Raw genomic sequence first — 24,694 nt, forward strand, 5'->3', positions numbered from 1 at the left:
GACCAACCCGAAGGAAGTGGTGGTGCATGAGGAAGCAGGAGCTCGCCAAGCAAGGGCGGACCCTCAGCAAGGATGGAGCCTTCGTCAACGGAAGGCTCACCCATGAAGCCTTCCTTTCGCTGGCCATCCTGACCGTCATCACCTTCCTGGGCAACTTCACCCAGCTGCAGCTGGCTTCGGCCCTGCCCACCATTGTGGACGAGTTCCACATCACCCTGACCACCGGCCAGTGGCTGACCTCGGTATTCCAGCTGGTCATGGGCGTCATGGTGCCGTTGACCGGTTTTCTGACCAAGCGCTTCTCCACCAGGCAGATCGTCATCACCTCCATGGCCGTCTTCACCCTGGGGTCGCTGTTGAGCTGGCAGTCGCAGACCTTCGCCCTGGTCCTGCTGGGCCGCATTCTTGAGGCCATAGGCACGGGAACCATGTGGCCCGTTCTGCAGATCACCGTCTTCTCCATCTACCCGCTGGCCAAGCGCGGCATGGCCATGGGCACTGTGGGCCTGGCCATGAGCGTGGCCCCGGCCATCGGCCCCACCTTGGGCGGCTGGCAGACCGACGCCAACGGCTGGCGTTCCATCTTCCTGACGCTGAGCATCTGCGGGGCTGTGGCTCTGCTCCTGTCCATCTTCGGCCTGCGCAACTTCGGCCAGCGCGATACCAGCGTCAAGGCGGACTTCTTCTCGGTGGCCCTGTCCATCTTCGGATTCGGTGGCCTTATGTTCGGCTTCACCAACATCGAGAACTTCCCCATCACCTCCCTCATGACCTGGCCCTTCATGCTGGTCGGCCTGATCGGGATCATCTGGTTCGTGCTTCGCCAGCTCCACCACGACAAGCCCCTGCTGGATCTGCATGTGCTGCGGATCAAGAACTTCACCGTGGGCACCATCATCGCATCCATGTCCTTCTTCGCCTTCAGCTCGGTCACCGTCATCCTGCCCATGTATATCCAGACGGATCGCGGCTTCTCGGCCACCATGAGCGGTCTGGTCATGCTTCCAGGGGCCATCGGCACCGCTATCGCCCAGTTCTTCGGCGGCCGGCTGCTGGACCGCTGGGGTGCACGACCCGTGGCCATGACCGGTTGCTCGGTCCTGCTGCTGGGCACCATCGCCATGAGCATGATCAGCGCCAATACCTGGATCGGCCTGGTCTCCATCTGCCAGTTCATCCGTCAGATCGGCATGGGCTTCACCCTGATGCCCTTGACCACCTGGTCCCTGAACAACCTGGCTCCCAAGGATGTTTCTGCGGGTTCGGCCGTCACCAACACGGCCCGCCAGATCGCCGGCGCTGTCGGAGCCCCCATCCTGGTCATCCTCATGGAAACCATCACCACCCTGCGCCACAACGCTCTGGGCGGCGGCCACTCCACCCAGATCGCAGCCAACATCTTCGGCGTGCAGTGGGCCCTGCGCATTTCAGCACTGATCTGCCTGGGCATGGTCCTGCTGGTCTACTTCGGCGTTCGTGGAAACGGTGCTGGCTCCGGCCGCCAAATGACCCGCATGCTCCTGCGCCACATGCACATCATTCACACCGACGCCCCTGCCCTCACAGCCTCCCCCGCCGACTCCAAAACCCAGGACTGATCACCGGAAAGTCGTCCATGAATACCTGCTTGATCTGAGCAGATTCATCGCTAGCTACAACACGATAGACAGACTGGTAAATACAAGATGTCAATTGGAAGATGCCAGTTGTCAGTCAGCCTTCTACGGGCCAGCACTCAGCGGTCCGGCGGGAGAGGCTGGCCTGGGCAGGTATGCAGAACGGCCAGCATGGCCTGCTTTTCCGAGCTGGTGACGCTCAGTGAGTACTTGTCCTTGACCGCTATCTGACGGGCCACATAGGAGCACTGGTACCCCTTGTTCTCGGGCAGCCAGTAGTCGGCCGAGGCACTCCCCTTGGCCTGGTTGGCCGGGCCGTCCACGGCAAGCAGATTGTAGGGATCGTTGCCAAAACGGTAGCGACGGGCCGTGTCCCACTTGCTGGCTCCTGACCGCCAGGCATTCTCCAGCGCGACCACGTGGTCAATCTGCACGGCCGAACTGGTCTTCGGGCCTCTGACGAATTCGATGGTCCGCCCGGTATAGGGATCCTGTAGACGACCGCTGGCCACCTTGCACCCACCGGGAGTGGTGGTACGCAGGTCAGTCAGGTCGCGGGTCAGCACATCCTCGCGCACATTGCAACCGTTGCCGTCCTCATCGGTTTCCTTGAAGCCGAAGGCCTCACGCCGGTATTGGCGGCCAGGGCGGGCGTGATCGTCCACTGTCAGGCCCTGCAGGGTCTGGGCCGCATCGCCGGTTGCCGTATATCGGCCGGTCAGCCGTCCGACCCCGCCATTGACCCTTGGCAATATCAGGCCGATGGTGATGCCCAGGACCACAGCCACTACCAGAAGGATCAGCACCCGTTCCGTGAGCGATTCGCGATGGAAGCGGGCCGGGGCGGGATTCCTCCATGCCGAACCATACCGGCTGCGGCCTCGATACCGATATCTTCTGCGTCTCGGACCGGTCATCTACCGCCGCTACCTCCTATCTAGACTGCATGCATGAATCATCCATGATAGCGGTCAGGCGTAGGCGTAGGTCATCGGGTCGTGTCCTGCACGCACCGGGGAGTCCATGGCATCGATGGCGGCGTGCTCTTCAGGGGTCAGGCTGAAGCCGAACAGGTCCAGGTTCTCCGCCTGCCTTTCCCGATGGACAGACTTGGGAATGATGATGGTCCCGTTCTCAATATGCCAGCGCAGTACCACCTGAGCCGGCGTGACCCCGTGGGCCTGTGCGATTTTCTCCAGCCTTCCGCCTCCTGCTGTCAGGTCTGCGCCGCGCGCCAATGGCGAGTAGGCCTGGACGGCGATGCCGTGCTCCTTGCAGAAGGCCGTCACTGTGCGCTGCTGCCAGCTGGGGTGCAGCTCAATCTGATCCACCGCTGGGTACTCCCCGGTCTCTCGATGCAACCGTTCCAGATGCTCTGGGAGGAAGTTGCAGACCCCCAGGGTCCGCACCCGCCCTTCATCGCGCAGCCTATGGAAAGCGCGCCAAACCTGATCAGCCCGCCAATCGAACGGTGTTGGCCAGTGGATCATGTACATATCGACATAGTCAGTGCCCAGCAGGGCCAGCTGGCGGTCGAAGGCCCGCAGAGCGCTGTCATAGCCCTGTTCGGAGTCACGCAGCTTGGTGGTCAGCCACAGATTGGCACGCTCAGGACCACTCTGGCAACCGAAGGCCTTGAGGCCACGGCCCACGCCTCCTTCGTTGCGGTAGCCCGCTGCCGTATCGATGTGACGATACCCCAGTTCCAAGGCAGATTGCACTACTCCAGCGGTTTGATCATCGTCGATCCTGAGTACGCCCAGCCCTACCTGCGGAATGCGATTGCCGTCAGACAATAAGATGTCAGGAACTGCTGTCATGGTCCACACCTTCCCAGACGCTGCCCAGCAGTCTGCCGGGCCATGCTCGCTCCATTCTAGAGCCGGGCAAAAGTCCGGTTACAACAGAACAGGCCCATGTGGTCAAACGTGTCCGCACCTGCACAGGCCTAGAATTTGGTAATGCCGAAGAAGTAGATCAGGTGGGTATCGAACCAGTGGTAGCCAAGGTCGAATACGGGCAGGAAGCCGATTCTCATCATCATCCCAACCGCACCCCAGGCGAAGAAGAGGCCGAGCACAGCCAGCAGCCACATGAGAGCGCTGCAGATTCGCCGTGTTTTGATCAACCTGTGACGGCGGTTGGCTTCTGATCGGGTCTCCCGCTCATGGCTGACCATGATCGTCGCCAGCGGCTCCCCCACAGTCCCGGGTCCTGTCGCCCGAGATTCCAGATGTTCCATCTGCTCCAGGTCGTGACGGCAGTTGCGCCGACGACGTGAGAGCAGATACCAGCTCACCAGGCAGGCCGCAAACAGAGCCAGGAGCACCCAGACCATGTAAATGGGTGCACCCTCAGGTTGGGTAGGAGGCACGTCATCGCCTATATAGTGTCCGCGCACAATCAGGCGGTGAGAGTTGACGCCATAGGGGTAGCAGGTCAGAAGGGTCACATAGTTGGAATTCTGGACTGGCTGCAGTGCGCTGACATCGGTAGGCAAAATGACTTTTATCTGGTCTACCTTATAGCTCAAATGCCGTTTGAGCACTCGTATCTGGAAGACGTCTCCCTTGCGCAACTGGGTCAGGTTATCGAAAAGCATGTAGCCGACTTCGCCGGTGTGCCCTGTGATGACGGAGTGGATGGTTCGGTTGTCGGTAGGCACATGGGTTGTAGCAATGTGCCCTATGCCGTCCTTGAGCACCTGGTCGCTGGTGCCGTGACGCACAGGCAGCTTGACGTTGATCTTGGGAATCTCCACATAGGCCATCATGCCCTTGCCGTCTACATTGAGGGTTTTGTAGTAGCGACCCAATGGCTCCTTGACTTCCTTGTACTTGAAGGGGTCCCTCAGCGTGGGCTTGCCCAACTCCTCGTCATACTTCTTGGCATCGCGCCACATGGCTTTGCGCTGTGCTGGCGAGAGTGCATCCACGATCTGATCGTAGTTGTCCACTGCGGTGGCATCCTCGGAGTAGTTCACGTAGGCGGCCAACAGCGGGTAGAGGAAGATTCCCAGACCAATCAGAAAGGCCAAAGTCTCCAGGAGCCCGAATCCTCGGCCGGACTTGGCTGTCCTTCGACCCTTCTTGGCCTGTTTGGATGCTGTTACGGCAATCTGCCCAGCATTGACTTGCTCATCTACTGCTTTGCGATTATTTCCTGAAACGACGATTATCGGGGCCAATGATTTAGCTTGGCCCGAAACGAGCACCGGATCTGCTATTGCATCTGAACCATTCGGGTCTGAAGCACCGCGATCCTTGGGAGCTTTCAAGGGCGGATAGGAAGGCGGCAGTTCAGAACTAGGAGCAAAGGTAGGCGGCATATCTGCTTGATCAGCAGGAATGGGCACATAAGCAACATCACTGTTGCCGGGGGCATGAGCTGGGCTCATAGTAACCGAGTCAATATTATGATCCATCTACAGCCTTCCTCATGCTGCATTTCGTATATTCCGGTTAATAGCTATATATAGCTTTTGACATACAAAGACCGGCGGCACCTGTATGATGCTGCCGGTCTTTTATACACCCTCACAGATGCCGCTGATATCCTGTGATGATATCAAACCGACATGTCTGTGCGAATACCTAGCGCTGATTCTTGTTCCAGGAGCGCGCGACGACTGCCAAGTAAAGGCCCATCGCGGCCAAAACCAGGAGCAGAATACCAGGCGCTACCATAGATACGCCAGTAGCGGCCAGCTTTCGTGGACCTGATCTTACGACAGGAACAGTCTTGGCTCCATTCCCACTTTGATCTCCATTCGGAATCGCATTCTGAGGCACGTCAACGAGCTTAGGACTAATGGTTACCTCGTAAAGCGGATGGACGTCACCTTGCTCCCGGTAGAGCGGCAACTGCACAACTACAGGATCTACCTTCACTTTTTCGCTCTTTGGTGGCGCTACTAAAGTAACCAGCCAATATGAGGCATTGAAGTAGTCTCCGTCAAAAACAGCTGGGCTTCCTCCTGTCAGTGTGGACGCTTCTAGATCAAGATGGGCTCCAGTGAGCCAGACTCCCTGAGATTTTGCTTCTGATGCGTTGGTGATGGTCCCGTCTTGATCAGAAACACCGTAGTATTCGGCTGGTTGTTTCTTATCCTTGAAAGCATCTGGGTTGGCTGCCACCTCGCTACTGATAGCCGCTTGAGCCTTATCAGCCCCAGGGTTATGGTCAAGTGCCTGCACCCGGCTTTTCAGAGTACTGGCATCCAGCCTAAGGGCGCGAAAGACATACCCTGCTCCAGCCGATACAGGAGCACTCGGCAGGATGTCGTTCTGACCGCCTTGACCTGAATGTCCTCTCTTGAGTTGCACCGTCAGTGTCGGGTTGACCGTCGCCGCCTCTGCCGCCGGCGTCATATCGAAAGCAGTCAGACCTAAACAGGCCAAGACCACAATCAGACAGGGCAGGACCCGGCGGGTGAGGCATTTCGGCAAGGCAATTCCCTTCATAAACCTTCCCTTCCAAGGCCGCCTTTCGACGACGTGGTTGCGTCAGATCCGCTGGCCTAAAAACCAGACCAACGGCCCCGACATGTACGAACCATCTAGAATCCGACGGTCCGTATGAAAATGGCGGACGATTCTCGGAGGAACCGTCCGCCATCAGGTCACCTCACATAATTTCTAATGTGACCGCATCATCAGGCCCGGGCGGCGTTGTTGCGCCGACTACGAGCGTACAGAGCACCACCCATGAGCAAGGCACCAACAACCAGCAGAAGCAGGATGCCGCGACCACCAGTCAGAGGCAGTGCCAGAGGCGAATCAGCATCGGTCACCGCATAATGCTCCAAGTACTTGCTGATGTTTTCATTGTTGAACTTAATCGGGTTCTTCGTAATAGTTGTAGCCGGTACATCAAATTTTCCGAAGCTCAACTTAGAATAGTCAGGTTGAATCGTAGCGTGAGGACCAAGTTCCTGTACGAGCTCGTCTACAGTCTTACCTTTGTAATTGTCATAAGTAACCTGCTGGAACGAGAAACCAGGACTACGCCATCCTGAAGGAGTCTTGGTCTCAAGCACGTTCCACTTGATGCCTGCCGGGACGGTGTTGGTAGCAGCCTTGGGACTGGTACCGCTTGCTGGGGTATCAAAGATAGGCAGACCAGCAAATACTACCAGACCATCCTCATTGGCTGTCGCCGAATAAAACACGGCATCTTCTGGCAGTGCTTTCGGGGCATAGAACTGTCCATCAGACGCCAGATACTTGTCCTGATTGCCGGGATCCACCAGACGATACTCAGTCTTAGGAAGGGCGGCATAACCGTCCTTCTCGCTCTTGATGGAACCAAAAACAAGAACCGCGTTGACGACGTTCGTATGCTCATGAATCGGGTCAGTAGGATCCCCGTCTGCAGTAGTGTTCTCGGTAAAGTCGGAAGCCGCATCGTTTGCTACACCGTCAGTACCAGTCGAATCACCCTTGCCAGTAACGGTGGCAGTGTAAGTGATATCAAGCTGCAGAACCGTTGCCGGAAGTCCCTGCAACTTTTTAATAAAACCATCTGTATCCGTGGCATTCCCACCAAAGAAGTCAAACTGGAAGTAACTGACATTCTCAGGATTGTCCGGGAACATATGCGGGGAAGCTGTGGTCTTCAGGATTCTGTCTGGATTCTCGGTAGGAGTGCTGAGCTTGTACTGCCCACTCTCACCCTGTGTAAGAGGTAGCGATTTATCCGCATTAGTGTTATCCTTGTAGTCGATTTTCACAGTGAAATCGTTATTGGCGCTCAACGAGCTGGACATACGATCGACAATACGAAGATCGGCGAACGAGCCCTTCAACTCGTGCGTATCGAGCTTGCCATCTTTCGACACTGGATTGGTGGTATTGAAAATCGTCTGCGATAGCTTGTACGAGATCTTATCTCCTGCTTTCGCAAAACGAGAGGCCTTCGCCTCACCAGTCTTGGCATCTGCGACTCCTTGAACTGTCTTGGCAAATGCCGAGCTGTGCCTGTTCTTGGGGAAGAGGTGGAGGTTATAGATGTATCCAGGAGTGCTGTCAGTATTGCTCCCATTGGTTCTATAGGGCAAGCCGAAGAAAGCGTTTGCTGAAGGAGCATACTTAGTGATGTCTAGCTTTTGAGGATTGTCATTAGCGAAAGCAGGCGAATTCTTCTGGTCTTCCTGCAAAATGAAGTAATGGTTAGCACCTTTGGGGAACTGCAGCGGGTTCGCCTTATTAGGAGACCCATCCGTATTCGCCGCGTACCACTGCTTTATTACACCTTGTCCGTCCGTCTCTGCGACGAATTTTTGGGTGCCATCTTTCATCTTCCAAGTGCTAGTATCACTGGCAACTATATCGCTAATATTCGTAGCTGATCCGTTGGGAGCAACTTCAAAGACATTGAACCTAATACCCTTAGCCGGGACTAGATCTTTGTCGTTCTTAAAATTATTGACATCATTAGCAGATCCAGTTGCAGCGTACCCTTCAACCAGTGAGAAGTACTTGGTAACTGTCAGCTGTGGCTGGACGCTGTCATCCAAATCGCCAGGTTTGAAGTTATCCTCTGTGCTGAATCCATACGAATCTTCATCGGCTGAAGCTTGGGTGGCTGGCAGAACGACCATGCCCGCTAGGAGCGTCGCTCCGGCGACCGCCAAGCCTAAAAGCTTGGGGAGCCTTATCCCTTCATTATCTCGTTGCATGTGCATGCACGCTTTCCCTTCTGTATTAATAGGCACAGGATGGCCAGGCACATCTTCGCCTCCCCAACCGATCACTTCCCCGACTCAGGGGGGTGGGCTTTATGTCAACTTTGGGACATGCCACTGTTCCCATTGCCTAATCATCACTGTACCGACAAAATTGTGACAACGCAAACCGACAAGCCGAATATGTAAAGGCCCCGCCACATGTGCAGTGGCGGGGCCTTGATATCTTCCTGGAACAGGCGCTCAGTGCCGGTTATCCAGCCGATGGTAGAGCTCGGCCGCACGCAGGTCGGCCTCGAAACGCCGGGGTTCAGTGTTCTCGTCGATGACGGCGAGTTCCACACCAGCCATGCGTGCGAAGTCCTCCCAGGCCTCACGGCCCACGGTTGTGGTCATGCAGGTATGGTGGGCTGCGCCGGCGCGCAGCCAGCACTCAGCCGAGACCTTGAGCGAGGGCCGCGGCTTCCAGAGCGCACGTGCCACGGGCAGCTTGGCCAAGGACCCGCCGGGCTCGACCACATCCACCACATTCATGACCAGGCGGAAGCGTTCGCGCACATCCGCCAGGGAGACGACCACAGCATCGGTGCAAGGCGTAGCCGTGAAGACCAGGCGCACCGGGTCCTCCCTGTCGCCAATGGACAGGGGGTGGATCTCCAGGCGGGGCCGCCCCTCGGTCAACAGCGTGGGCGAGACCTCCAGCATGTGGGCGCCCATGATCTCCTCATGGCCGGGCACAAAGTTGTATGAGTAGTCCTCCATGAGCGAGCAGCCACCCTTGAGCCCGTAGCCCATGACGTTGCCGATCCGGATCAGAACCGAGGTCTTCCAGTCGCCCTCTGCCGAGAAACCGTACCCGTCAGCCATCAGCCGCTGGGCCCCCACGCCGGGAAGCTGACGCAGACCTCCCAGATCCTGGAAGTTGTCCACGGCAGCGGTAGCACCCACCTCTTCCATCATGGCCCGCATGCCGAGCTCTTCGCGGGCGGCCACCACCAGAGAGTCGTACCGGGAGTCCAGAAGTTCGGGAGCCACCTCATAGCTGCGCTTGTAGTCCTCGATCAGATCCTTGACCTGGTCGTCGGTGACGGCGTTGACATGGTCCACCAGCTCGTTGACCGGCCAGGTGTTGACGGAGACACCGAAGACCCGCTCGGCCTCGGTCTTGTCGCCCTCGGTGACGGCGACGTCACGCATGTTGTCGCCCCAGCGGCAGACCTTCATGTTGTTGGCGGCATCCCAGCCGGCGCAGGCGCGAGCCCAGACGCCGATCTTGTCGGCAACCTCGGGGTCGGTGTAGTGGCCGACCACGATCTTGCGCGGGATTCCCAGCCTGGTCAGAATGTAGCCGAACTCACGGTCCCCGTGGGCCGATTGGTTCAGATTCATGAAGTCCATATCAATGGTGTCCCAGGGGATCTCCACATGATGCTGGGTGTTCAGCTGCAGGAGCGGCTTGCGCAGCCTCTCCAGACCTCTGATCCACATCTTGGCCGGGCTGAAGGTGTGCATCCAGGCCACCACGCCGATGCAGGCCGGGTTCGACGAGGCATCGACCATGAAATTCAGGATGGAATCCGAGTCCTTCAGGGTGGGCTTCAGGACCAGCTTGACCGGGATCCGACCCGAGTCGTTGAGGGACTTGGCGATGTCCGCCGCCTGGACGCCCACCTGACGCAGAGTCTCCTCGCCGTAGAGGTCCTGCGAACCAACGGCGAACCAAAGCTCCTTGCCCTCGAAGGGATTTTTCATGCTCATACTTGCTCCTTTGCTTATGTTTTCCAACTCAGTGCTGGCCGTAGACGTGCTGGTACCGGTCATTGAGCTTGGCTATGTTGGCCGGATCAATGGGCTTGGGCGTGCCGATCTGCTCAGCCGCCCAGACCGTGTGGGCCACCTCTTCGGTCATGGCCGCCGCCTTGACAGCAGCCTCGGCGTCGGCCCCCACGGTGAAGGGCCCATGGTTGCGCATGAGCACAGCCGGGCAGCCCGGGTGATCCTTGAGGGTGTCGACCACGCCCTTGCCGATGGCCTCGGAGCCGATCAGCTCAAAGGGACCGACCGGCACGGGACCGCCGAACTCGTCACCCATCATGGTCAGCACGCAAGGGATGTCCCTGCCGGTGGCCGCCCAGGCGGTGGCATAGGTGGAATGGGTGTGGACCACGCCATAGACCTCGGGCATGTGCCGGTAGATATAAGCGTGCGATAGCGTGTCCGAAGAGGGAGCCTCGGCACCGTCGACCACGTTGCCATCCAGATCGGTGACCACCATGGAGCCCGGGGTCAGGTGCTCATAGCGCACCCCCGAGGGCTTGATGACCATCAGATCGGCAGAACGCAGCCGCTGCGAGACATTACCCGCCGTCCAGACCACCAGATTCCACCTGGTCAACTGCGCATGCAGGGTGGCCACCTGCTCGCGCACCAGTTTCACCTCGTCGCGCACCTCGGGCGAATAATCAGCCAAGGACACCATCAGCAACTCCTTTTCCCGGCCCGATCCTGCTGATCCGGCCGCTTGACGTTTTCAGCTCCCGGCCTCATCCCTGCAGGGGGATGGTCTTCACAGCCGCCTGCTCGATGGGCAGGCCCTTGGTGAAGCGGTCGAAGAAGGCTCTGAAGCCCTTCACATCAGCCGGGTCCGGCTGCTCTGTAGTGGACTGGACGCCTGCAAACACATTGGCATCCAGGTAGTCGGCCAGGGTCTGGTCGGCATGACCCAGATAGTCGGCGAGGACGGCCATACCCCAGGCGCCCCCCTCCACAGCAGTGGACATGACCTTGATGGGGGCGTTGAAGGCGGCGGCCAGAATCCGTTGGGCCACCTTGGGGGTGGCGAAGATGCCACCGTGCCCGACCATGGTGTCCACCTGGACATGCTCCTGGCGGGTCATCACATCCATGCCGATGGTGACCGGCGAGAAGGCCGAGAAGAGCTGGGCACGCATGAAGTTGGCCAGGGTCATCCGTCCCTCAGGGCCGCGGGCAAAGACGGGCCGGCCCTCCTCCAGACCAGCCAGGAACTCCCCGGAATAGAAGCAGTAGTTGATCAGCCCGCCGGCATCCTTGTCTCCCAGAAGGGCCTGGTTGAACAGGGTGGCGTAGAGCGCATCCCCCTTGAGATCCAGACCGGCGGCCTTGGCGAATTCCCCGAACAGCCCCACCCAGGCGTTCAGGTCCGAGGTGAAATTGTTGGCATGGCTCATGCCGGCTGGATCCCCAGCCGGTGTGGTGACCGGATCCACCTCTGGATGGAAATCACGCAGGGGATGTTCCAGAACCACCATGGCGAAGATGGATGTGCCTGCAGACACGTTGCCGGTGCGGGGACGAACCGCGTTGGTCGCCACCATGCCGGTTCCCGCGTCGCCCTCGGGCGGGGCCATGGGTACGCCGGGCTGCAGCTGACCACTGGGATCAAGTAGGGCGGCCCCTTCTGCGGTCAACGCGCCCGCATCGCTGCCGGCGGTCAATGGCTCAGGCAGCAGGTCGTGGATGTCCCAGGGCTGGGCCTGGACCTGGGGCAGTCGGGAGAAGATGTCCAGCAGGCCCTGGTCGAACTCCTTGCGGGAGGAGTCGATGGGGAACATGCCCGAGGCATCGCCGATGCCGATGACCTTGCGGCCGGAGAGCCTCCAGTGCATGTAGCCGGCCAAGGTGGTGATATAGGCCACCTTGGGCACATGCTCTTCGCCGTTCAAAATGGCCTGGTAAAGGTGGGCAATGGACCAGCGCTCGGGAATGTTGATCTTGAAAGCCTGCGAAAGCTCCTCGTGGGCCTGGCGGGTGTTGGTGTTGCGCCAGGTGCGGAATGGCACCAGCAGCCGACCATCCTTGTCGAAGGCCAGGTAGCCGTGCATCATGGCCGAGATTCCCATGGCGCCTATCTTGGTCAGCGTCACCCCGTACTGGCGGCGGACATCCTCGGCCATGGCCGCATAGGCCGCCTGCAGACCCTGATGGATCTGGTCCATGGAGTAGGTCCAGAGGCCGTCCTCCAGCCGGTTCTCCCACTCGACGTCCCCTGTGGCCAGCGTCCGGTAGTCATGGTCGATCAGCACAGCCTTGATGCGGGTGGAGCCGAATTCGATGCCCAGACTGGTCGCGCCCTCCTGTAATTCGCTAACGATGACGCCTTGTTCTCCAAGAACCATGTCCGCTCCTTTGCCTGATATGTTAACGCTCACATATTCTGGTTACAATTGTAACTGAGACCAGAGCATCAGGCAAGCCCGCTGGATACAGGCCAACAGTAGTCAGAGGCGCTTGACGGCGTAGCCCAGGGACCGACGCTGAATCACATCCGCCTGGATCAGCCCCACCCCATGGTGGGTGACCGGAAAGTCTACCGGCTGTCCCTGGTGAAGCAGGGCCAGAACCTGCCGCATGGTGGCCACCCCCAGATCCTCAAAGCGGGGGCGGACCGTGGCCAGCGGCGGAAACATGTTGTCTACCGTGGGAACGTCATCGAAGCCCACCAGACTGATGTCACTGGGAATGCGGATGCCGTGCTCCTGCAGGGACCGTGCCACGCCCACGGCCTGGTTGTCATTGGCGGTAACCACGGCTGAGGGCATGGACGTGCCGCTCATGCCCCGCTGATCGATCAGGTGATTCATCAGCGTGTAGGACTCCCCCGCCTCCCAGCTGCGGGCGTGGACCACGGCCGTTCGTATGCGGCAGCGGGCGCAGGCCACCTTCCAGGAGGCCAGCCGGGTGGCGGCATCCCGCCACTGAGAGGGGCCGGCCATATACAGCACCCGTCGATGGCCCCGGGAGACCAGCAGTCGGGCCAGACACTGCACAGCGCCCCACTGGTCGATTCCGGTCAGGGCTATCCGGCCGTCGCCCCGCCGGTGGCTCAGGGCTTCTTCGACGCTGGTGATGCCGTGCGTGGAGGTGACGATGACACGGGGCTGGCTGACTTCTACCTGGCAGGCGGCCTGGAACATGGTGTCGGTGGGCGTCAGGAAGATGAAGGCATCCACATTCTGCTCTAGGAAGGTGCCGCAGAGCTCTTGGAATCCGGAAAGCGTGCAGGTTGACTCGTCCACCATCATGACCGACATGAACAGGCCATGGGAACGGGCTACGGTCTCAATGGCTGTAATCGATGAGACAGGTCCAAAGAGACTGACACCGCCCGCCACCAGTCCGATGGTTCGGCTGCGACTGGATGCCAAGGCCCGCGCAGAGTTGCTGGGTCGGTAGCCCAGCTTTCTGATGGCTTGCTGCACCTTGACCCTGGTTGCCGGCGAGACGTCCTTGGAATTGTTGATGACCCTGGACACAGTCTGGTGGGAGACACCGGCCAGCCGGGCAACCTCGAACATGGAGGGGCGCTTGGACCGTGACCTGCCGCCGCTGCCTGCGGGCATGTGACCTTCTTCCGATAGCCGTTTCGACCGTTCCGATATTAGCCCCTGCCGGGACCGGATGAAGGCAAATGCCAGCTGACCCGATGCAGACGGCTGGGCCCCAGGCGGCGAATGGCATCCAGGTGTGCAGGCGACCCATAGCCCTTGTTGTGCTCCCACTGGTATGGGGCCAGGGCGGGATCCGAGGCGGCCAGCCGGACCATGAGCTGGTCACGGGTGACCTTGGCTATGACCGCTGCGCAGGCCACACTGGCACAGTGGGCATCACCCTTGACCTGGGTGGAAACCTTGGGCAGAACCGGGATGTCGGGGGCGTCAAAGCTGTCGGCGGCCGGGGTGATGTAGTCATGGGGGCCGTCAAGGATGGCAGCCAGGCGGCTGTCAGGCCCCAGGTCCATCCCATGCTCCAATTCGGTCAGCGCACGCAGGGCGGCGATGCCCAGAGCGTGAACGATGCCCCACTGGTCGATCTCATGGTTGGAGCAGGCCCCCACCGCCCAGCCGGCAGCCCAGTCCTCCAGATCACGGTACATGGCCAGCCGACGCGCAGGGGTCAGCATCTTGGAATCCGCCACCCCGTCAGGGACTTTCAAATGGGGCAGGTCGGCGGACCTGACCGCCACCACGCCGACCATGGCGGGACCCGCCAGGGCTCCCCGACCGACCTCATCCAGGCCCAGCACATACTCAGCTCCCTGGTCAGCCAAGGCAGCCTCGGTGGCCAGGGTTGGCAGAATCCGCCTCACAGCCGGTTCAGTCCTGCGTCGGGTCGGGCACGGCGTCGAAGACCTTGTGCTGGTTATTGAGCAGCTTCCAGCTGCCCACCGGGTAATAGGTCAGCAACGCAGTGCCTTTGATGTTGTCTATGGGAACCAGACCATTATGGCCGTCGTCCTTGTGCAGGCGGGAATCTGCAGAGTTGGAGCGATTGTCGCCCATGACAAAGACATGCCCAGGGTCGACCTTGATTTTGAAAGGGAAGGAGCTTGGCTCTACTCCTGGGCGCAGGTAGGAGCTCTCGTCAAGGGCTACACCGTTGACGGTGACCGGGGCGCCATGACCCTTGCAGGCCACCGTGTCGCCGGGCATGCCAATCAGACGCTTGACCAGGTGATTGCCACGAAAGCTGGGCGAGGATTCATCACCGAGCCAGTCAGCTGGATCAGTAAAGACCACCACATCCCCACGGCGGGGAGCCACCATGGATCTGGTCAGCCTATGAGTGGTCAGGATTCTATCCCCGATGCCCAAGGTGTTCTCCATGGAGCCGGAAGGGATGATGTAGTTGCAAATCAAAAATATGCGCAGGATGGAGACCACTACCAGCAGGACAACCAGCTCGAACAAGAACTCGGGCAGAAAGCCACGCTCACCGAGACGTGGGTGGCTGCCCCTGGCGGAGCCGCGTCCACCAGGGTGGCCGTGGGCATGACGGGGTGGCACCGGGGCTGAGGTGGCCTGCCTGCCGTCCGGGTACCAGAGTCCTGACGGGGTCGTTTCCTCATCCCGAAAGGCCATATTCACTCCTTGTCATCCGCAGAAAACCACACACTAACTAACAGAATAGGTCCCGCATGCCTCATAGCGTACACACCCAAGCATGAAAAAACCCGGGAGAACTGCATCCCGGGTGTTTACGGCCAAGGTCTGGGCTGGATCGCCCCGGCAAAATCCTACTTGTCGGACTCGGCCTTGTTGTCGCGCCGCTCGACAATACGGGCGGCCTTGCCGTGCAGCCCACGCAGGTAGTAGAGCTTGGCACGGCGGACACGGCCGTGGCGCAGCACCTTGATGGAGTCAATCTGCGGGGAGTGCAGAGGGAAGCGACGCTCGACGCCCACGCCGAAGCTGACCTTGCGCACCAGAATGGTCTCGCGCACACCGGAGCCCTGACGGGCGATCACCACGCCCGTGAAAGCCTGGATACGGGAGTTGTTGCCCTCGGTGATGTTGACGTTGACCTCGACGGTATCGCCGGGACGGAAGTCGGGGATCTGCTCCGCAGGCTTCATGTGGCTGGCGTCAAATTCCTGAATCGCATTCATGCTGTTCCTCCATGGCCGCCGCACATCGACCCATGTCATGGATCGCAACCCACAGGGAAGCGATCCTGAACGGAACCCGACGGTCTGCCGTCGGGGGTGCCGATCCGCCGGAGCATCCGGCTGGACCTGAAAGGAAGGGAGCCCATGCGGCAGCTACCCTTCCGGCAAACAACTGTCCAATAATATACCACGAGCCGGACCTGCAAGGCCCGGCTGGGCATCAGCGGCGGTGGGCCCTGTAGAAGGCGATCAGAGACTTAGTGGACTGATCCTGCTCGGCCAGCGCCTGGTCGTCCCGGGAGATGGCCGGAGTGATCTCGCGGGCCAGCTTCTTGCCCAGCTCAACTCCCCACTGGTCGAAGGAATCAATGCCCCAGACGGTGCCCTCGGTCAGTGTGATGTGCTCGTAGAGGGCAATCAGCTCGCCCAGGGCTGCCGGGGTCAGCGCATCGCCGAAAATGGAGGTGGTGGGCCTGTTGCCGGTGAAGACCCTGGCCGGGACGATGGCCTCGGGAGTGCCCTCGGCACGGACCTCATCAGCGGTCTTGCCGAAGGCCAACGCCTTGGTCTGGGCCAGGAAGTTGGCCAGGAAGAGCTCGTGCACGTCCTGGTCGCCGTCCTTGGCCGGGTTGGGAGTGTTGGCGAAGGCGATGAAATCAGCAGGAATCAGACGGGTGCCCTGATGGATCAGCTGGTAGAAGGCATGCTGGCCGTTGGTGCCGGGCTCCCCCCAGAAGATTTCGCCGGTCAGGCTGGTCACCGGGGTGCCATCCCAGCGCACAGACTTGCCGTTGGACTCCATGGTCAGCTGCTGCAGGTAGGCCGGGAAACGGTGCAGATACTGGTCATAGGGCAGCACGGCGTGCGAGTGGGCGCCGAAGAAGTTGACATACCAGACGTTGAGCAGGCCCATCAGGGCCACCACGTTCCGATCCAGAGGAGTGGCACGGAAGTAGCGGTCTACGGTGTTGAAGCCCTTGAGGAACTCCTCGAAGCGCTCGGGGCCGATGGTGATAGCCAGGGAGGTGCCCACGGCGGAATCCACCGAGTACCGGCCGCCGACCCAGTTCCAGAAACCGAAGACGTTCTGCGGATCGATGCCGAAGTCGCGCACCTTGTCCAGGGCAGTCGAGACGGCAATGAAGTGCCGACGGATGGCCTCGGCCGAACGGTCTTCGCCGTCCTTGGACAGCAGGCCACGCTCCCCAAGGCTCTTCAGGAGCCAGGCGCGGGCCTGGCGTGCGTTGGTCAGGGTCTCCAGTGTGGTGAAAGTCTTGGAGACGATGATGAAGAGCGTGGTTTCCGGATCCAGATCGCGCGTCTTCTCGGCCAGATCGTTGGGATCGATGTTGGAGATGTAGCGGGCGCTGATGCCGGCATCAGCATAGGGCTTCAGAGCCTCGTAGGCCATGACCGGGCCCAGGTCGGAGCCACCGATGCCGATGTTGACCACCGTGGTGATCCGCTTGCCGGTCAGACCGGTCCAGCTACCCGAGCGGACCTGGTCGGCAAAGGCATAAATGCGATTGAGGGTGTCGCGGACGTCGCCCACCACATCCTGCCCGTCCACGATCAGCCGGCCGCGGTCCTCCTCGGGACGGCGCAGGGCTGTGTGCAGAACGGCCCTGTCCTCGGTGTTGTTGATGTGCTCGCCGTTGAACATGGCCTCGATCCGCTCCTCAAGGCCGACCTCGCGGCCCAGCTGAGCCAGCAGGGACAAGGTCTCGGGCTGAATCAGGTTCTTGGACAGGTCGATATAGAGATCGCCCAGCTCGAAGCTGAGCTTTTCGGTGCGCTGCGGGTCCTTGGCGAACCATGCGCGCAGATCGATCCCCTGGCGCTGCATGTCGTCGAAGTGCTGGTGCAAGGCCGCCCAGGCCTTGGTGCTGGTAGCGTCCACTGGAGGATTGATGGCCATGGTTGTTCGGGTCCTTTCATGAGGTGATGCCCGGTCTGCCGAGCACCCGGTTCTGTATCCCAAACTACTCACAAAAGCAGACAGAAGACAACAAAATCGGCCAACCTTCTTAGCTGGACCGGATCGCTCTCAGAGTATGTCGTCACAGCCGTACTGGGCCAGCTTGGCCACCATGTCCTTGACTTCCTGACTGCGGGCCCGAGGGGCCACCAGGAGAGCATCGGGAGTGTCGACGACGATCATGTCATCCACGCCCAGAAGGGCGACCGTGCGTTCGGAGCCGGGCACGACCATGTCTCCGGCTGAATCCAAGTACATGACCCGGTCGGCATCACCAAGAATCTTGATGTTGCGCCTGTTGGACGACGGAAGCAGACCCGCCACTGAATTGAAGTCGCCAATGTCATCCCAATCGAAGCCCCCTGGAACAACCGCCACCCCGCCGGCCGCCGATAATGGCTCGGCCACGGCATAGTCGAAGGCGATCTTCTCGATGCCTGGCCAGTGCTCCTCCATGGCCTGGCTGCGCGCCTGCTCGCCCTGGTCCCAGACCCGGGCAATGGCCATAACTGCGGCGTGGAGCTCCGGCTTGTAACGACGCAGGCAGTCAAGGAGCACCTGCGCTTGCATGACGAACATGCCGGCATTCCATCGGTACTCCCCTGTTGACAGGTAGGCCTGCGCCGTAGAGGCATCCGGCTTCTCGACGAATTCGCTGACCAGGCAGGCATCCGGGGCTTCAGGAATGCGATCGGCCAGGGAGGGGCCTTGGTGGATATAGCCGAAGGCGGTGGAGGGACGGGAGGCTGCGATGCCGATGGTGGTCACATAACCGGCTCGGGCCGCCGCCACCGCCTGCTCCACTGAGGCAGCGAACGCTTTGTCGTCTCGGATGACGTGGTCGGCGGCGAAGGAGCCCACGATGATTTCCCCACCGTGCCGCTGGGCCAGCACAGCAGTCGCCAAGGCTATAGCCGCCGTGGAATCGCGAGGAACAGGCTCCGCGAAGAGCGCGTCCTCAGCCAGGTCCGGAAGCTGCTGACGCACCTGGTCCACATGCCGCTGGCCCGTGGAGACGACCACATGATCGGCCCCGCAGATGCCAGCCAGCCGGTCAAAGGTGCCCTGGATCATTGTTCTGCCTGATCCCAACAGATCGTAGAGGAACTTGGGCCGGTCCTGGCGGCTCAATGGCCAGAGCCGGGTACCCACGCCACCGGCCGGAATGACGGCATAGAAATCATTGAGATCCATGCCTTCCATTGTGTCAAGAAGCTTGTACACCCTCGGTCCGAAGCCCAAGGCGTTTTTTATCGCGCGCATCCAGTATGATGTAGCATGTTGTCTTCTTCCGGCATGTCCGGACGGGAGGCGAAGGCCACTTTAGCTCAGTTGGCAGAGCGTCTCACTCGTAATGAGAAGGTCGACAGTTCGATTCTGTCAAGTGGCTCTTCTACCAGCTGCTTTTTAAACGGCGAGGTATGTCGTACGCGCGAGTGGCGTAATGGTAGCCGCGCAGGATTTAGGTTCCTGTGTCTTCGGACGTGTGGGTTCGAGTCCCATCTCGCGCACAGGAAACACAGGCAGGGCCTGCGCTCATACCCCAAATTCCATGGATACGAGCGCAGGCCCTGCCTTATGCCGCGGAATCAGTATCGGCTCTCTTGCCTGTTCCTTAAACAGGCGACAAAGCCGACCAGACCCAGTGCCAGCATCGCTAGTATCTTGAGCACGGAAAGCGGCCATCCTCCAGTGAGGGGCAGGGAGGCATTGGAGGGCCGGAATTCCAGCGCGTGCGATACTGCGGCTGACTCGTTTCCTCCCTTGAAGTTGCCGCTTTGAGGATCAGGGCTTTCAGCATCATCGGAAGAAACCTGGGCAGTGATTATCCCCTTGTTTATCCCCTCAGGGGTACTCGCCTGCCATGAACCCTGGTCTCCCACGGCGACATCGGTGCTTGTATTGCCGGGCCAGGTCCAGGTTATATGGACCAGCGTGCCTTTGGTCTCAGGAATCCTGGTGTTTCCGTTGACATACTTATAGGCCTTGCCCGCTACCTGGAAGGCATCATACCGTTCCAAGGTCAGAGTGGTTGGCGTGATGTCGACCTTTTGGTTGATGGAAACCGGATCCGAAGGGGCATTCAGAGGGTTGATCATCTTGACCTGGAAGGTATACTTTTCCGTCTCGTCGTCACCGTTGTAGCCCTTGAATTTGTCAGCTGGTATGTTCAAGGTCCAAGCCCATGTGGAAGCCGTCGTCTTGACGACATTCAGCACAGAGCCTGACGTGGGGTCCGTGAAGGAGGGAGGCCCAGTATTGACCGCCGAGTCCCTTTGGAAGGTGTTGGACGGAGTGGTCACCAGACTGGTCCAGTCCGAGGCAGTGTTCTGTTTCATGGAAATGGCCATCTTGGAATCGGTCATCCCCAGACCTCCCGAAGACCAGGCTGTATATATAGGTGAAACCGTGCCCTTGAAGGTGACGACCGAGTTTGCCGGCAGATTCCCGTTTTTCGTATGGGGCACCGTAACAGAGAGCTTGCCATCGGGAGCCTTCTCGTTGGAGACGAAATAGGCTGTTCCTATGTTCGAGAAGAGCGAGGTCAAACCAAACCCGGAGGCTGACTCGGTCACCCAGGCGTGATAGCGCCTGTAGCCGTTATACTTATTGCCGGGATCCGGCGACGGATACTGCTTGTTGGTGTCCTGTATCTGCCAGGACCCTCCCTGTTTGCTCTTGGGATCAACCTTGCACACGGTCTCTCCCAGCTTGAACCCCCAGGAGTCCGAACTTTTCACCAAGTCATCGCTGCTCTTGGTCTGCCCTTCCTTGAAGGGTTTGCTGGGATCCTCGCCATAAAGGGTAACCGTGTTGGGATGCGTGTCGTCTTTGGAGGGAGTGCACTCACCACTGACCACCGGGTCAAGCGTGCCGGTATAGACGCTCCCCGAGGCATTCAAGGAGCCGTCGGCATCATTCTGGATGTTGGTTATGGTCGGATCATTGGGACGAGGCACGTCATACTTATAGAAGGCAGTGTCAATGGTCCATCCCGTGTCCAGATTTTTATCTTTTTGCGTAGCATCCATATCGTCCGTTATGCCGACAAGACCCACTCGCATTGGGTTGTATACTTCTGGGTTGACCGTGCAGTTGTTGCTGGTGCCGGTGTCATCCATATTCCTGGTCACAGGCCAGGTGACCAGCTTGAAGTACCCGTCGAAGCCCTCTTGTTCCGTAATGCGCTTGAAATCGATTGATCCGTCTTTTGCCTGCGGACCCGTCGGATTTGCTGCGTTCACGTTCAGCTCGTTTGCTGGACCTGTCGCCGGCTGCGCTATATTCGAGGCTTGAACGCCGGAATTATTAGCGTTGTTGGTTCCCACATCGTATTGAATGCCCCAGGAGGTTGTCTTTGCGTTGTTCTTGCTGATTTGTTGTTTATTGCCTAACAGTACTGGTTTGGGCGTCAAGGAATCGACAGGCATCCACTGGCTGTTTTTAAGACCAACCCACTGGTAGTAGTAAGAATCGGTCTTGGAGCATATATTGCTCCCGCCTCGGACATTGAACCAATAGACAAAGAAGGAGTTGGGCGGTGCTATCCCTGGGTTATAGGGTTTGCTCTGATTGTTTCCCAGATCAACTGAAAGCCCATAATCGGTTACCAGGCCCCAGTTGGCCTGATGCCCGCTCCACAGCACCGGATAATTGTCCCAGCCGACAAAGGATGCAGGCCCGCTGCAGCGGTTCGGATCGCTGGCGTAGCAATCGCCCATGTACAGCTTTATGTTTTTCCCCTGATCTGCAGTGATGTTGGAGACCGTATCGCCTAAACCGACCAAAGATTCAGGATGGAAGTCAGTGCAATCATCACTATTATAAGCCCACGGGAAAGAGCCGCAGGTCAAAGTATTCTGCGGACCAACAACCGCATAGAGGTTGAGCGGCTGAGGATAACCCCCCGCCTGGTAATATTGCGGGTTATCGTTTTTGTCTCCATAAGACAAATCTCCTTCAATGGAGATTACCAGAAAATCATAAAGGCCAGAGTTGATCACCTTGTGGACCGTGAAGTATTCGTTCTGGTTATACGCCCATTTCACTGCACCAGCGCCAGGGTCGGCAATAGAAGTTGGTTTATTGGGATCACTGCTGTCTGACGGTATGGTCTGCATATAACGCAGTCGCCGATAGTGCGTTTTGCTGGTCTCTCCCTCGAATTCGTAGAAGAAAGACAATGCACAAGTTTGCGTTCCAGCCGCAGAGGAATCATCCCCGTTTTGGCATTGCGGATCGAATGCGCCATGCTTCACACGCAGGATGAAGTCCATGCGCAGCTCATCCTCGTAGGAATCAATTTTGTCATTATAAGCCAGAAGTTTATAGAGCAACGGCTTTGCGCTTGCTGTTGCGCCTTGCGCATCGGTGGCATTGGCCTGGTTTGCCGAAAGAGCGCTCAGCCCAAGGGGAACGACCATGGCCAGCGTCGCCAAAAGAGTTATCAAAACAGCGATGATAGGGCGATCCACATGCTGTGGACCCTTAGTGCCCCGTTCTTGCAAATGCTTCAACACGCTACCCCCCACACCACGATGAGACCATCTCTAGGATCAGATGGACTGCACGCTTGATATGTCCCCAGTGCAGGCCACAAAACCTTAGATCACAAGTGCCGCATCTTCATTTACGGTGTCTTCTATCCCCCTTACTTGCTTTAAGGGTACCGAAATTGAAGGCGTAATCTGGGATTCAAATAGGGTGTTTTCACAGCCGGTATTCCACGGTCTTTCACGGTGTTGACTCCGCCAGGCCTATCAGCCTTTTATATGGCCGTCCCCCAGCACCCAGCTGACGAGAATCGGCATGATGGCTGCCAATGCTTTGCCCCTGTGCGATATGGCATTCTTCTGGTCCGAGGTCATTTCCGCCGAGGTTAGCAGTCGCTGTTTGCCGGTGCCCTGCGGCTGATCCCTCGGTACGAAGATCGGGTCGTAGCCGAACCCGTTTTCCCCACGTGCCTGGCGGATGATGGTTCCAGGCATCTCGCCAAGCCTGGTCACCTGGCACCCACGGACGGCATATCCTGGCACATCCGGAACGACCAGGGCGGCAGCACAGACAAACCGCCCTCCCCTGTGGTCGTCAGGAATGTCGTTCAGCTGGTTCAGCAAGAGCTCCAAGTTGGCCTGGTCGTCGCCGTGACGGCCGCTCCATCTTGCCGAAAGGATCCCCGGGGCGGCGCCCATCACATCAACGACCAGCCCCGAGTCGTCCGCCAGCGCAGGCAAACCGGACTCATGGGCAGCCTGCCCAGCCTTGAGAAGGGCGTTCTCCTGAAAAGTGGTGCCGGTCTCCACCGGATCGGGCAGGCCCAACTGGCCGGCCGAAACCAACTCGATCCTCTGGCCCTCATCGGCCAGGAAACCGTCAAGTATGCAACGAAGCTCACGTAGTTTGCCCTCGTTGTGTGTGGCCACAACCACTGTTTTGCCCTGCCCCATACCGATCCTTTTCGCTAAAATGCCCGCCCCAGGCGTCAGTCAGCTGCCAGAGCCTTGCGCTGAGCGGCCTGAAGCTCCTTGTTCCCCTTGGATGCCAGGTCCAGCAAAAGGCCGAGCTCTTGACGGCTGAAGGGGCGATGCTCCGCCGTTCCCTGTATCTCTATGAAATCGCCGGAGCCTGTCATCGACACGTTCATATCAGTCATGGCCCGGCTGTCTTCCAAATAGGGAAGGTCCAGCATGGGCTTGCCATCGATGATGCCCACCGAGACGGCCGAGACGCAATCCTTGGTCACCTTGTCGGCGCTACGGATGTGATGGTGGTCCTGGGCCCATCTGAGGGCATCGACCATGGCCACATAGGCGCCGGTGACTGAGGCGGTACGAGTGCCGCCGTCGGCCTGAAGCACGTCGCAGTCAAGCTGGATCTGATTCTCGCCCAGAGCCTTCATATCCACCACACCGCGCAGGCAACGGCCTATCAGCCGGCTGATCTCCTGGGTGCGGCCGCCGACCTTTCCCCGGACCGATTCTCGTGCAGTCCGGTCGCTGGTGGCCCTGGGAAGCATGGCATACTCGGCCGTAACCCAACCCAGGCCGGAGTCCTTGCGCCAACGGGGCAGCGTCGGGGTAAAGGAGGCGGTGCACATAACCCGGGTCTTGCCACACTCGATCAGCACCGAACCCTCAGGAGCCTCCGTCCAATGCCTGGTGATGACGACCGGTCGCAACTCATCAGCCGCCCTGCCGTCAGGCCGTAGCACGGCACCCTCCTGGAGCATGTCCTTGATAGCAACCATCAGTGATGATCCTTTCCGTTCCGCCCAGGCTCCCCTGGTCTGGTCCCCATTATTCCGTCAGCCGTCTACCGATCAATGGTCAGCGGTGTCTTGGCCGGCAGGATGCGATCGATCAGGAAGATGACCAGCGATAGGGCGAAGAAGACGACCAGGTACTCAGCCAGGTTGACCATCAACTGGGCCCAGCCCAGGTGTCCGAGGTCCAAGAAGGCATAGGGGTAGGGGTTTCCGCCCGGCTCCGGTCCTGAATGAGGCCAAATGGCGGCCCTGATCAGCACGAAAGCTACGTAGAAGGGGAAATAGATCAGCCAGGTCAGCACGTTGTGCCAGTGGAAACGACGATGAGGGTCGAACAAGAGGAAGTCCACCGATGCCAGGATGGGACTGATGACGTGAATCATCCATGTGGTCCGGATGCCCAGGACAAGCTTATAGTCCGTGCTGTTCAGCCCCAGAACCAGAATGGCCACCAGCCCGGTGATGACGATGTAGAGCGTCAGGCAGCCTTTGAGCCAAGCTGGAGGCTGGATGCCCTTGAGCAGGGTGGCCGCTCCGGCCCAGAGCATGACCAGACCTAGGGCGATATTGGTCTGGAAGGTAAAATAGACCCACTTATTGCCGATTCCCAACAGCCAGGCCTCGTAGGTGCCGCCCAGGCAGAAAAAGGCGATCAGCAACCGGTAGATGCCCACAACGAATCTCATGCGGACCAGCTTATCCCGACCTTGGGAGGGCAGGGCGA

The 24,694-nt window shown here is 59.2% G+C and carries 19 protein-coding genes and 2 tRNA genes; 3 read left to right on the forward strand and 18 right to left on the reverse strand.

What is annotated here, in order from left to right; genetic code table 11:
* The first annotated feature begins 26 nt into the window (after window positions 1-26).
* Entirely contained in the window at window positions 27-1,598 is a 1,572-nt protein-coding gene (locus H3T93_RS07010; protein ID WP_046322505.1) for an MDR family MFS transporter, read from the forward strand.
* Between the two features lie 137 nt (window positions 1,599-1,735).
* Here the strand turns inward: H3T93_RS07010 and H3T93_RS07015 are convergent, their stop codons facing one another.
* The 14 genes from H3T93_RS07015 to H3T93_RS07080 all read right to left on the reverse strand — a co-directional run bounded on the left by H3T93_RS07015 (window position 1,736) and on the right by H3T93_RS07080 (window position 18,899).
* Complete coding sequence (locus tag H3T93_RS07015; protein ID WP_232348748.1) at window positions 1,736-2,533, reverse strand: HNH endonuclease family protein; 798 nt, start codon at window positions 2,531-2,533, stop codon at window positions 1,736-1,738.
* 54 nt (window positions 2,534-2,587) lie between these two features.
* Entirely contained in the window at window positions 2,588-3,436 is an 849-nt protein-coding gene (locus tag H3T93_RS07020; RefSeq protein ID WP_144178038.1) for an aldo/keto reductase, read from the reverse strand.
* Between the two features lie 128 nt (window positions 3,437-3,564).
* Entirely contained in the window at window positions 3,565-5,040 is a 1,476-nt protein-coding gene (locus tag H3T93_RS07025) for a class C sortase (RefSeq protein ID WP_144178040.1), read from the reverse strand.
* 169 nt (window positions 5,041-5,209) lie between these two features.
* The gene (locus H3T93_RS07030; protein ID WP_144178042.1) at window positions 5,210-6,079 is read right to left on the reverse strand and encodes a hypothetical protein; all 870 of its coding nucleotides are present in this window, start codon (window positions 6,077-6,079) and stop codon (window positions 5,210-5,212) included.
* Between the two features lie 191 nt (window positions 6,080-6,270).
* Window positions 6,271-8,301 carry an LPXTG cell wall anchor domain-containing protein gene (locus H3T93_RS07035; RefSeq protein ID WP_144178043.1) on the reverse strand — a complete coding sequence of 677 codons (2,031 nt, stop codon included), beginning with the start codon at window positions 8,299-8,301 and terminating at the stop codon, window positions 6,271-6,273.
* Between the two features lie 243 nt (window positions 8,302-8,544).
* Window positions 8,545-10,059 (reverse strand): L-arabinose isomerase, encoded by a 1,515-nt coding sequence (gene araA, locus H3T93_RS07040; RefSeq protein ID WP_144178044.1) that lies wholly within the window; start codon window positions 10,057-10,059, stop codon window positions 8,545-8,547.
* Window positions 10,060-10,087: 28 nt separating this feature from the next.
* Entirely contained in the window at window positions 10,088-10,780 is a 693-nt protein-coding gene (locus H3T93_RS07045; RefSeq protein ID WP_144178045.1) for an L-ribulose-5-phosphate 4-epimerase, read from the reverse strand.
* A gap of 64 nt (window positions 10,781-10,844) precedes the next feature.
* Window positions 10,845-12,458, reverse strand: coding sequence for a xylulokinase (locus H3T93_RS07050; protein ID WP_144178046.1), 1,614 nt, complete (start codon window positions 12,456-12,458; stop codon window positions 10,845-10,847).
* Between the two features lie 102 nt (window positions 12,459-12,560).
* Window positions 12,561-13,682, reverse strand: a complete 1,122-nt coding sequence (locus H3T93_RS07055; protein ID WP_144178048.1) for a LacI family DNA-binding transcriptional regulator — start codon at window positions 13,680-13,682, stop codon at window positions 12,561-12,563.
* Window positions 13,683-13,720: 38 nt separating this feature from the next.
* Window positions 13,721-14,428, reverse strand: a complete 708-nt coding sequence (locus tag H3T93_RS07060; protein WP_144178049.1) for a ribonuclease HII — start codon at window positions 14,426-14,428, stop codon at window positions 13,721-13,723.
* A gap of 7 nt (window positions 14,429-14,435) precedes the next feature.
* On the reverse strand, window positions 14,436-15,200 hold the full coding sequence (gene lepB, locus H3T93_RS07065) for a signal peptidase I (protein WP_052733252.1): 765 nt from the start codon (window positions 15,198-15,200) through the stop codon (window positions 14,436-14,438).
* 155 nt (window positions 15,201-15,355) lie between these two features.
* Window positions 15,356-15,727, reverse strand: a complete 372-nt coding sequence (gene rplS, locus H3T93_RS07070) for a 50S ribosomal protein L19 (protein ID WP_046322486.1) — start codon at window positions 15,725-15,727, stop codon at window positions 15,356-15,358.
* Window positions 15,728-15,947: 220 nt separating this feature from the next.
* On the reverse strand, window positions 15,948-17,645 hold the full coding sequence (pgi, locus tag H3T93_RS07075; protein ID WP_144178050.1) for a glucose-6-phosphate isomerase: 1,698 nt from the start codon (window positions 17,643-17,645) through the stop codon (window positions 15,948-15,950).
* A gap of 129 nt (window positions 17,646-17,774) precedes the next feature.
* Window positions 17,775-18,899, reverse strand: coding sequence for a mannose-1-phosphate guanylyltransferase (locus tag H3T93_RS07080; RefSeq protein ID WP_144178051.1), 1,125 nt, complete (start codon window positions 18,897-18,899; stop codon window positions 17,775-17,777).
* A gap of 123 nt (window positions 18,900-19,022) precedes the next feature.
* Here H3T93_RS07080 and H3T93_RS07085 point away from each other — a divergent pair.
* Both H3T93_RS07085 and H3T93_RS07090 read left to right on the forward strand, forming a co-directional pair.
* Window positions 19,023-19,095, forward strand: a tRNA-Thr gene (locus H3T93_RS07085).
* 40 nt (window positions 19,096-19,135) lie between these two features.
* Window positions 19,136-19,216, forward strand: a tRNA-Leu gene (locus H3T93_RS07090).
* A gap of 78 nt (window positions 19,217-19,294) precedes the next feature.
* Here H3T93_RS07090 and H3T93_RS07095 read toward each other — a convergent pair.
* The 4 genes from H3T93_RS07095 to H3T93_RS07110 all read right to left on the reverse strand — a co-directional run bounded on the left by H3T93_RS07095 (window position 19,295) and on the right by H3T93_RS07110 (window position 24,656).
* Complete coding sequence (locus H3T93_RS07095) at window positions 19,295-22,156, reverse strand: hypothetical protein (RefSeq protein ID WP_232348749.1); 2,862 nt, start codon at window positions 22,154-22,156, stop codon at window positions 19,295-19,297.
* A gap of 309 nt (window positions 22,157-22,465) precedes the next feature.
* Entirely contained in the window at window positions 22,466-23,152 is a 687-nt protein-coding gene (rdgB, locus tag H3T93_RS07100; RefSeq protein WP_144178052.1) for an RdgB/HAM1 family non-canonical purine NTP pyrophosphatase, read from the reverse strand.
* A gap of 35 nt (window positions 23,153-23,187) precedes the next feature.
* Window positions 23,188-23,952, reverse strand: a complete 765-nt coding sequence (gene rph / locus H3T93_RS07105) for a ribonuclease PH (protein WP_046322477.1) — start codon at window positions 23,950-23,952, stop codon at window positions 23,188-23,190.
* Window positions 23,953-24,017: 65 nt separating this feature from the next.
* Window positions 24,018-24,656, reverse strand: a complete 639-nt coding sequence (locus H3T93_RS07110; protein WP_046323644.1) for a Pr6Pr family membrane protein — start codon at window positions 24,654-24,656, stop codon at window positions 24,018-24,020.
* Between the last annotated feature and the right edge of the window lie 38 nt (window positions 24,657-24,694).

Source organism: Bifidobacterium sp. M0404, assembly GCF_016101415.1.
Classification (GTDB): Bacteria; Actinomycetota; Actinomycetes; order Actinomycetales; family Bifidobacteriaceae; genus Bombiscardovia; species Bombiscardovia polysaccharolytica.